The organism is Chloroflexota bacterium (genome assembly GCA_016875535.1).
GTDB lineage: Bacteria > Chloroflexota > Dehalococcoidia > SHYB01 > SHYB01 > VGPF01.
The window spans coordinates 33986-44125 of sequence record VGPF01000017.1 but is presented as its reverse complement, the minus strand read 5'-3'; the positions used below and the strand labels follow the sequence as shown (position 1 = coordinate 44125).

8 protein-coding genes are annotated in these 10140 nt (G+C 63.0%); 1 reads left to right on the top strand and 7 read right to left on the bottom strand.

Annotated elements, in window-relative coordinates; genetic code table 11:
• Nucleotides 1-231: 231 nt before the first annotated feature.
• Both FJ039_06620 and FJ039_06615 read right to left on the bottom strand, forming a co-directional pair.
• Nucleotides 232-1050 carry a sugar phosphate isomerase/epimerase gene (locus tag FJ039_06620; protein ID MBM4405839.1) on the bottom strand — a complete coding sequence of 273 codons (819 nt, stop codon included), beginning with the start codon at nt 1048-1050 and terminating at the stop codon, nt 232-234.
• Nucleotides 1047-1871 (bottom strand): alpha/beta hydrolase, encoded by an 825-nt coding sequence (locus FJ039_06615; protein ID MBM4405838.1) that lies wholly within the window; start codon nt 1869-1871, stop codon nt 1047-1049. Before FJ039_06615 ends, FJ039_06620 begins: the two co-directional genes overlap by 4 nt.
• Nucleotides 1872-2007: 136 nt before the next feature.
• Here FJ039_06615 and efp point away from each other — a divergent pair, with 136 nt between their 5' ends.
• Nucleotides 2008-2580: an elongation factor P gene (gene efp, locus FJ039_06610; GenBank protein ID MBM4405837.1), complete on the top strand. Its 573-nt coding sequence runs from the start codon at nt 2008-2010 to the stop codon at nt 2578-2580.
• A 272-nt stretch (nt 2581-2852) separates the two neighbouring features.
• Here efp and FJ039_06605 read toward each other — a convergent pair whose 3' ends face one another.
• The 5 genes from FJ039_06605 to FJ039_06585 form a co-directional block, all read right to left on the bottom strand.
• Nucleotides 2853-3911: an amidohydrolase gene (locus FJ039_06605; protein ID MBM4405836.1), complete on the bottom strand. Its 1059-nt coding sequence runs from the start codon at nt 3909-3911 to the stop codon at nt 2853-2855.
• A gap of 136 nt (nt 3912-4047) precedes the next feature.
• Entirely contained in the window at nt 4048-4974 is a 927-nt protein-coding gene (gene mdh / locus FJ039_06600) for a malate dehydrogenase (GenBank protein MBM4405835.1), read from the bottom strand.
• 156 nt (nt 4975-5130) lie between these two features.
• A complete protein-coding gene (locus FJ039_06595) occupies nt 5131-6348 on the bottom strand; it encodes an isocitrate/isopropylmalate dehydrogenase family protein (GenBank protein ID MBM4405834.1) in 1218 nt (405 codons plus the stop codon).
• Between the two features lie 68 nt (nt 6349-6416).
• Nucleotides 6417-8312: a pyruvate carboxylase subunit B gene (locus FJ039_06590; GenBank protein MBM4405833.1), complete on the bottom strand. Its 1896-nt coding sequence runs from the start codon at nt 8310-8312 to the stop codon at nt 6417-6419.
• Between the two features lie 187 nt (nt 8313-8499).
• Nucleotides 8500-10056: a methylmalonyl-CoA carboxyltransferase gene (locus tag FJ039_06585; GenBank protein ID MBM4405832.1), complete on the bottom strand. Its 1557-nt coding sequence runs from the start codon at nt 10054-10056 to the stop codon at nt 8500-8502.
• Nucleotides 10057-10140: the final 84 nt, after the last annotated feature.

Genomic DNA, 10140 nt, shown 5'->3' with positions numbered 1-10140 from the left:
AGAAGGAATGGAGGAAGGAGGAGGAAGAGGGTTGATCCACCGAGGGCACAGAGAGCACAGAGGCAGGATGGGGAGATTTGTCCGCTCTGGTGCGGCCCCGATGCAACATGCGGTCCGGACTCATTGGAATGAGAGGCGTCAGAACGATGGAAGACGCTGATGGGGAGAAGGGCAGTAGGGATTGAGGAAGGTCGGGGGTTAGGAGAGACGGAGGACGGGCGGAGGGGCCGGCTACTTCCCGAACGTCTCCGCCCAGAGGCGGTCAAAGTCAACGATGATCTGTTTCAGCGCCGCTTCATAGCCCAACTGCTGCAGGTCGTCCGCGATGATTTCCACATCGTAGTAGCCCTTGTAGCCGCCCTTCTCGATGGCTCCAAGGAGTTCCTTCAATGGAATGATGCCTTTGCCCAGCATGGCGCGGTCCATCGTGCGGTTGGAGTGGGGTTTATGGTCGTCCATCTGCACGGCGAACATCTTCTTCGCCGATCGCTTGATGACGTCCATCACATCCCGGCTCCACCAGAGATGCCAGCAATCGAAGACGTAGCCGAAGTCCGTATCGTCCATCGCCTTCACGATGCTCCAGGCGTCGGCGGCGGTATTCACAAAGGTCAGGTCCTGGCGCATGGGGTGGACGGGCTCCAGGGCGATGCGCAGCCTGCGTTTCTTGGCCTCCGCCAGGAGCTCGCGGGCCGTCGCTTCGGTGCGCTTGGCGGCTTCGTCCCAGGAGAGCGCGCCCCGGGGGCCGGTGATGAGGTAGACGCAGTCGGCGCCGATCTGCGCGGCATCGTCCAGGGCGCGCACCTCTTCGTCCTTCGACCGCTGGTAGGTTGCCCTATCGAACATGCCGGCGACGCGGATGCCCTGGAAGCTGGAGACGGCGAGACCCGATTCGCGGATCGCCTTGATCGCCTTCTCCCTGCCGTAGCGCTCCATCCCCAGTCTCGTGATGCCGATGGCCGGGATGCCCAACCGTTTCCAGGTCTCCAGACACTGCCCCAGGTCCCAGTTCCAGGCGGTGGTGACGCTGCATGAAAAGCGAGGGTTCATGAGGCGGCCTCCTGCTTTTTGGGCGGCGGCTCCTTCATAAAGTTTGCGATGAGGGACGCCACTTCCACGATGCGCGTCCAGATGATGCCGTGGCCCGCGCCGGATACTACCACAAGCCTGGAGTTGCGGATACCGGCCTGGAGGGAGCGGGCGAAGCGCAGGGGCGTGAACATGTCCTCATCGCCGAAGATGACCAGGGTGGGACAGGTGATGAGGCCCAGGCGGTCGCGGGAGCGGTAGGCGATGGTGGCGCGCATCTGCCGCTCGTAGGTGTCCGGGTCCTGGAAGAAGGGGTCTTGGGCGAACTGCTTGACGGCCTGATCGGGCGCGATGGACTCGAACTCCTGGTGGGTGTAGATCCAGGGAAGGATGGTGCGGTAATAATCTTCCTTGGAAAGGAGGCGGCGCAGGCGGGCGAACTGCTCGAAGATGAAGGTGCCCCGGGAGTCCCCTGAATCATAGGTGGCGACGAGGACGGCCCGCTCGACCCTGTCCGGGTAGCGGATCGCCAGCTCCTGGGCGATGGCGCCTCCCATGGAGATGCCGACGACGGCGGTCTTCTTGACGTTCAGCCCCTGGAGGAGGCCTGCGATATCTTCCGCCATATCGCCGACGGTGTAATCGGCGATGGTGCGCTCGCTCCGGCCGGCATCGCGCGGATCCACGACGATGATGCGGTAGGAGGGCGGGATGTGCCTGGTGACGCCGCCCCAGCTGAGGTGGCTGCTGCCCAGGCCGGGGATGAAGAGGATGGCAGGGCCATCGGGCGCGCCGCGCTCGTCGTAGTAGATGCGCAGTCCGTTGACTATCTGTTCGGGCATGGTGGGTCGGGCGAGGATGCCTCCAGCCGGGATGCCGCCGAGATTCTACCACCTCCCGGGCCCTTCCGCCTCTGATTGTGGCCGCCGCTAACCCTGTGGTACACTTGCCCTCCCCGACCGTTGTGGAGGTATTCCTATGGCTACCATGATTCCTGCCCTGGAAATTTCGCGGGGCACGATCCTTGAGATAGACGGCCAGCTCTTCACCATCCTCGAGTACCAGCAGTACAAAGCCGGCAAGGGCAACTCCGAAGCTCGGATGCGGATGAAGCTGCGCAACGTGGCGACGGGCGCGACAACGGAAAAGGTCTACCGCACCGACGATAAGGTGCCGAAGGCCGTTGTGGAGAGCCGCGCCGGGACCTTCCTCTATGCCGATGGCGATATGTACCACTTCATGGACGGCGAGACGTATGAGGAGAAGGCCATACCCAGCGAGCTCCTTGGCGAATCGGTGAAGTTCCTGCAGGACGGCATGCCGGTGGAAATGGTGGTCTACAAGGAGCGGCCGATCTCCGTGACGCTGCCGATCACGGTTGACCTGAAGATCGTGGAGGCTGAGCCGGGGTTCAAGGGCGATACGGCGGCCGGCGGCGGCAAGAAGGCCAAGACCGCCACGGGGCTGACCGTTGATGTGCCGCTCTTTGTGAACGTGGGCGATACGGTGAAGGTGGATACGCGCACCGGGACGTACATCAGCCGCATTTAGGACGAAGGTTCGAGCAGATGCAAAGGCCTCCGGCGTGAAGCCGGAGGCCTTACTTTTTCTGCATAGGCAGCATGCCAGATGACGGAGGAGAGGGGGATTCAGGCGACCTAACCTTTACCCCTTCCCTGCGAGTGGTTCCGGCAGACCGGGCCGAAGGTCCGGCCTGAGGCCAGAATCTTCGAAAGGGGCATTTCGTTTGTGTGGGCGGGTCTGTTCGGGAGGTCTACCGAATGCCTGAGGCCTTTATTGGAAGGCGAGGCTTGGGCGCACTGTTAGTTCAGGTGGTAGAAGCGGACGACGTTTCCGTAGGTCATCTTTTTCACTTCATCGGCGGGGACGCCCGCGAACTGTTTCTTGATGGAGCCGTGGGAGTCAGGCCAGGTGGAGTCCGGGTGCGGATAATCGGAGGCCCACATGAGGCTGTTGACGCCGATATCGTGCCGATTCCTCACCCCGAACTCGTCCTCTTCAAAAGTCGCCGCTATGGACTGGTACCAGTAGTGGCTGGGCTTTTCCGGCAGGACTTCTTTCTTCCACTGGAGCTTGCGAACGGTGTAGTCCATGCGCTCCAACATGTAGGGTATCCAGCCCAGGCCGGCTTCGACCATGACGATCTTGAGCTTGGGGAAGCGGTGAAGCGTTCCGGCCATGCACCAGCCGGCGAGCTGTTCCGAGAGGACGAGCTGAGAGAGGGCGCGGAAGATGCCGTAGTTAGGCGTTGGATCGTGGGGCATGAGGCGCTGGAGGGTCTGGTTGCCTCCCAGATGCTGGCTGACGGGGATGCCCGTCTCTTCCAGGGTTGCCCAGAGGGGGTCCCATGACCTATCCCAATATGGCTTGAGGCCGAGGTCCAAGGGCTGGGCGGGGATCATGATGGCCTTGACGCCCGCGTGAGCCAGGCGCTTCACCTCCGTCACCGCCGTCTCCGGGTCGGTGACGGGGGCGAGATGGACGGCGAGGAGGCGCTTGGGATCGGCGCTGGTGAAATCAAGGGCGGCATCGTTGAAGGCCTGGATAGCCTTGATGCAGCCTTCCCTGGGGAGGGAGTAGTAACGGGTGCCGCCATCGGGCGAGGAGTAGAGGACTTCGGCGTCCACCATATCGGTGTCCATGTCCTTAAGCCGTTCGGTAGGGTCCCACTCCCCTGCGCGCCCGGCTGCGGCCCACTTGGGCGTCTCATAGAGGCGGGAGCTGCTCTCTTTGATGGCCTTGAGCCGGGAGTCAAAGACCTCTTTGACGGGAGCGCGCCACTTGGGCTCCAGATGGCTGAGGAGGGCATCGTCCTTGATGAGGATGTGGGAATCGGCTGAAATGACGCCCCATTTGTGCATCGCGCCCTCCAGGTGATACGGCTGTGGCGGTCATGATATGACCGTCGAGACGGGGTGTCAACGGAAGGGCATGCGCGGAAAAATAATAGGGCGGCTCGGATGAGCCGCCCCTGAGGGGGAACTTGGCTGACGGGGCTTACAACTTCAGGGCGGTGACGAGCTCCTGGACGGCCGCGGCCGACTTCTTGAGGGCGGCGCCTTCATCGGGCGTGAGCTTCACTTCGATGATCTGCTCGATGCCGGATGCGCCGAGCTTCACGGGCACGCCGATGTAGAGGCCCTTGATGCCGTACTCGCCCTCCAGGAGCGCGGCGCAGGGGAGGATACGCTTCTTATCGAAGAGGATGGCCTCCACCATCTGGAGGGTTGAGGCCGAAGGGGCGTAGTAGGCGCTGCCGGTCTTGAGGAGGCTGACGATCTCCGCGCCGCCATCCCGGGCGCGCTGGACGATCTGGTCGAGGCGGCCTTTGGGGATGAGCTCGCCGACGGGGATGCCTGCGACGCTGGTGTAGCGGGTGAGGGGGACCATGGTATCGCCGTGGCCGCCGAGGACGTAGGCCTGGACTTCTTCCACCGCCACGTTGAGCTCCATGGCGATGAAGGTGCGGAAGCGGGCGGTATCCAGGACGCCCGCCATGCCGATGACGCGGTTCCTGGGGAACTTGCTGACCTTGTGGGCCACGTGGCACATGGCGTCCAAGGGGTTGCTGACGATGATAAGAACGGCGTTGGGGGAGTATTTGACGACCTGCTCCGTCACGCCGCCGACGATCTTCTGGTTGGTGTTGAGGAGGTCGTCGCGGCTCATGCCGGGCTTGCGCGCGATGCCGGCGGTGATGACGACGATGTCCGAGTTCGCGGTGGCCTCATAGGTGTTGGAGCCGGTGATGCGCGAATCGAACTCCAGGACGGGGGCGGACTCCTGGATATCGAGGGCTTTGCCCTGGGGGAGGCCTTCGACGATGTCCACGAGGACGACATCGGCATAGCCCTTTTCGGCCACGCGCTGGGCGAGGGTGGCGCCGACGTTGCCTGCTCCGACGACGGTCACTTTCTTTCGCATGTGCTTTCTTCTGCTCCTGTGCGTTGGTTGCTGATGTGCGGTCCTGTTGCCTTAAGGAGAGTTCAATGATCGGGCTGCTTGTCTTTGTGACGGACGATCGCTTTCGTAGGCCCGTTCGCTTCCCGGCGGACCGGGAGCGCTCAGGGTGACAGGCAGTTACTTGGCGCCGGAGTATTTCTTCCAGCGGGACTCCAGGGTGGGGTCTTTGATGGTGTCTAGGATGTAGTCGCCGAACTCCTTGCCGGTAGCGCCGGTATCGCGGCCGGTCATGACGAGCTTCTTTTCGAATTGGCCGCAGACCTCCAGGGCGATATTGAGCTTTTGGGCGGTGGCGCCGAAGCCGATGTGCTCCATGAGCATGGCGCCTGCGCGGATCATGGAGCTGGGGTCGGCGTACTTGGCGCGGCCTTCCTTGACCATGCGCGGGGCGCTGCCGTGGATCGCTTCGAACATGGCGTACTTGTTGCCGATGTTGGCGCTGCCCGCGGTGCCGACGCCTCCCTGGATCTCCGCCGCTTCATCCGTAATGATATCGCCGTAGAGGTTGGGAAGGACGATGACCTGGAAATCGGTGCGGCGCTTGGTGTCCAAGAGCTTGGCGGTCATGATGTCTATGTACCAACCCTCCCACTTGATGCCGGGATAGTCCTTGGCGACCTCCTTGGCCATTTCCAGGAAGAGGCCGTCCGTCGTCTTGACGACATTGGCCTTGGTGACGATGGTGACGCTGGTCTTGCCGTTGCGCTTGGCGTAATCAAAGCCCATGCGGATGATGCGGCGGGAGCCCGGGGCGGTGATGACCTTGAAGTCCACGGCCAGGTCGTTCACCTGGATGCCCTGGCTGCCGACGGCATAGACGTCCTCCGTGTTTTCGCGGAAGAAGATCCAGTCAATGCCCTGACTAGGGATGCGGACGGGGCGCACGTTGGCGAAGAGATCGAGCTCTTTGCGCATGGCGACGTTGGCGCTTTCGATATTGGGCCATCCATCGCCTTTTTCAGGAGTCGTGGTGGGGCCCTTGAGGGTGACGTGGCACTTTTTGATCTCGGCCAGCACGTCGTCCGGGATGGCCTTGAGGTGCTTGGCGCGATTTTCGATGGTGAGGCCTTCGACGGTCTTGAACTGCACCTTGCCGCTCTTGAGCTCGTCCTTGAGGAGGGTTTCCAGGACGCGCTGGGCATCGGCGGCGATGTAAGGGCCGATGCCATCGCCGCCGAGGATGCCGACGATGATGGGCTTGACCTTGGAGAAATCGGTGGGCGCAGTATCCTTCCTGACGCGCTCGACGCGCGCCAGCTGCTGTTCGAGGACCTTGCCGAAGTGGGTCTTGGCCTCCTCGATGGTGTAGTTCTTGGGCTGAACCGTGGTTGTCATGCCGTCCTCCTAGGCCGCTCGTTCACGTAAAAAGTCCCCCGGGTATGGGGGACGTGCTCTATCTCCTGCTATTCGATGACCGCTAAGACTTGACCCTTTGTGACCCTAGCGCCGGGTTTGACGGTAAAGCGCACCTTGCCGCCTGCGGGTGCGGGGAGGGCGTTCTCCATCTTCATCGCCTCCAGGCTGATGACGCTTTGGCCAGCCTCCACGACATCTCCTTCAGCGACGAGGCATTTTATCACGATTCCCGGCATGGGGGCGAGGACTTGATTCGAGCCGTTGAAGACGGCGGGGGGAGGCTTGGGCGGCTGGGGCTGAGGGGCCGGGGCTTTCCCAGAGGCAGGGACCTGCGGCTGGAGCTTGGGGACGCCATCGGCAGGGTCAACGTCCACCAGGTAGTGCTGACCTGCAACGTAGACGTTGAAGGCGCGGGCACGAGGGCTTTTGGCGGGCGGCGCCTTCGCGGGGGTCTCCACAGGCTTCCCCTCTTTGATCTTGGCGATGAGCTCATCTTCCCGCTTGATGTCTTCCAGAGTCTTGCCCTGGGTCTCCGGAGGAACGGGCTCCTGGCCGTACTTCCACTTAAGGAAGCGGAGGCCAGTGGTGGGATAGAGGGCGTAGGTGAGGACATCGCCGATGTCTTTGGCGACGCCTTTGGATTCGGCCTTGGCCTTGTCAAGCTCGGGTTTCAAGTAGTCGGCGGTTTTGCCGGTGAGGGGCTTTTCGCCGCCGGGGTAGCCTTTGAGCGCCGCTTTCACCAGGTCAGGATTGATGGGGGCAGGCGGACGGCCATAGAGGCCGAAGCAGTAGTCCTTCACCTGGGCCGTAATCATCTTGTAGCGGCCGAAGAGGACGTTGTTGACGGCCTGCACGCCGACGATCTGGCTGGAGGGCGTCACCAGGGGCGGATGGCCCATGTCCGCCCGCGTCCTGGCGATCTCCACGTAGACCTCCGGCAGGCGATCGAGGGCGTCCGCCTCACGGAGCTGGGAGAGGAGGTTGCTGATCATGCCGCCGGGGATCTGGTGCATGAGGACGTTGGTATCTATGGCGGCGAAGCGCGTGGTGTCCAGGAAATCGCGGTACTTGGGGAGGACTTTTTCAAAGTGGGCGCCGAGCTTGAGGAGGTAGGCGAGATCGAGGCCGGTATCGCGAGGGGTGCCGCGCAGGGTGGCGACGATGGGCTCGATGGCGGGTTGCGCCGCGCGAAGGGCCATGGGCGCCAGGCAGGTGTCCACGGCGTCTATGCCGGCTTCGGCGGCCTTGAGGACGGCCATGGAGGCCATGCCGCTGGTGTAGTGCGTGTGCAGCTGGATGGGGACGCGAAGCTTGGACTTGAAGGCCAGGATGACGGCCTGGGTATCGTAGGGGTTGATCATCCCGGCCATGTCTTTGAGGCAGATGCTGTCCACGCCCATATCCTGAAGGGTGAGGGCCTTCTTCACGAAATAGTCTATGTTGTAGATGGGGCCGCCGACGCGCCCTTCCGTGACGGAGAAGCAGACGGCGCCCTGGGCGTGCTTGCCGCACTCCTTCACATACTTGATGGAACTTTCCAGGTTCCACTCATCGTTCAGCGCATCGAAGATGCGGAAGATGTCTATGCCGCATCCGGCGGCGTGGTTGATGAAGGCTTTGACGATGTCATTGGGATAGTTGCGATAGCCGACGAGGTTCTGCCCCCGGAGGAGCATCTGGAATGGCGTCTTGGGCATGAGGCGCTTGAGGAGGCGGAGGCGCTCCCAGGGGTCTTCCGCCAGGAAGCGGGTCATGGCGTCAAAGGTGGCGCCGCCCCACATCTCGATGGAGTGGAAGCCAGCGCGGTCCATGGCCTCCGCGATCGCCTCCAGGTCGGCGGTGCGCATGCGGGTGGCGACGGTGCACTGGTGGCCATCGCGGAAGGAGGTCTCCGTGATGCGAAGGGGGGACACGGCCTCCGGGTTGGGCTTCTGCTGGGTCATGGCGTGGGCCTGCGCTTCCCGGGGGGCTACCGAGGCCTGCGCAACCAGGCGAGCCGCTGTGCCGTGGCCGATAGGCGCCCGCTATAGCTCCACCAGTTCTGCCTGGCGGGCTTGGCCCCTTGGGCCTCTTCATCCAGGAAGGCGTTTACCGCGGCGAGGATGGCCGCAGCGAGCTTTTCATCGGGCATCAGAGCGGTATGTTCCCGTGCTTCTTGGGGGGCAGGCTTTCGCGCTTGCCGTGGAGCATCTCCAGGGCCTTGATGAGGCGCGCGCGAGTTTCCCTGGGGTCTATAACATCGTCAATATAGCCGCGGGCGGCCGCGATGTAGGGATTGGCAAACTTTTCCTTGTATTCCCCGATGAGGCGCTTGCGGGTCTGCTCCGGGTTGGCGGACTTGGTGATCTCATCGCGGGAGATGATGTTCACGGCGCCGTCCGGCCCCATGACGGCGATCTCGGCGGTGGGCCAAGCGTAGTTGATATCGCCGCGAAGGTGCTTGCTGCTCATGACGATGTAGGCGCCGCCATAAGCCTTGCGGGTGATGACGCTGACCTTGGGCACCGTGGCCTCCGAATAGGCGTAGAGGAGCTTGGCGCCGTGGCGGATGATGCCGCCGTGCTCCTGGCCGGTGCCGGGGAGGAAGCCGGGGACATCGGCGAAGGTGACGAGGGGGATGTTGAAGCAATCGCAGAAGCGGACGAAGCGCGCGGCCTTGACGGAGGCGTCAATATCAAGGACGCCCGCGAGGAAGTTGGGCTGCTGGGCGACGATGCCGACGGAGCGGCCGTTGAACCGGGCGAAGCCGACGATGATGTTGCCGGCGAAATGCTCGTGGACCTCCATGAAGTCGCCATCGTCCACAACGGCGGCGATGACCTCCCGCATATCGTATGGCTTGGCGGGATCGTCCGGGACGATCTGGGCCAGGGATTCGGTGGAGCGGTCCGGGCTATCGGTGGGCGTCTGAGCGGGAGGCTCCTCCATGTTGTTGGAGGGGATAAAGCTGACGAGGCGTCGGATCTGCTCTATGCAGGACTGCTCGGAATCGAGGGCGAAGTGGGCGACGCCGCTCTTGGTGGCGTGGGCCATGGCGCCGCCCAGGTCTTCGTGGGAGACCTCTTCACCGGTGACGGCCTTGATGACGTCCGGCCCGGTGATGTACATCTGGCCGATGTTCTTGACCATGAAGACGAAGTCCGTGATGGCGGGGGAGTAGACAGCGCCGCCCGCGCAGGGGCCGAGGATGACGGATATCTGGGGAACGACGCCCGAGGCGCGGGTGTTGCGGAGGAAGATTTCGCCATAGCCGGCGAGGCTGACGACGCCTTCCTGGATGCGCGCGCCGCCGGAATCGTTGAGGCCGATGACGGGAGCGCCGACCTTCATGGCCATGTCCATGAGCTTGCAGATCTTTTCGCCGACGACTTCCGAGACGGAGCCGCCGAAGACGGTGAAGTCCTGGGAGAAGACGAAGACGGTGCGGCCGTTGATGGTGCCGTGGCCGGTGACGACGGAATCGCCGAGGTATTTCTTATCGCCGAGGCCGAAATCGGTAGCGCGATGGGCGACGAAGGAATCGAGCTCTTCGAAGGAGCCTTCATCCAGAAGGAGGGTGACGCGCTCGCGGGCGGTGAGCTTGCCGCGCTTGTGCTGGGCCTCTATGCGGTCTTTGCCGCCGCCGAGCTTGGACTGCTCGCGCAGGTCGCTCAGGTGGTCGAGCGGGCTCTTCTTGGTGGTGGTCATCGATGGTCACAGCCCCCGTTGCAAGTTGCGATGTGGGAGGGATCCGATAGGCGGTTCTCCAGAAGTAGAACCATGGGACATGCT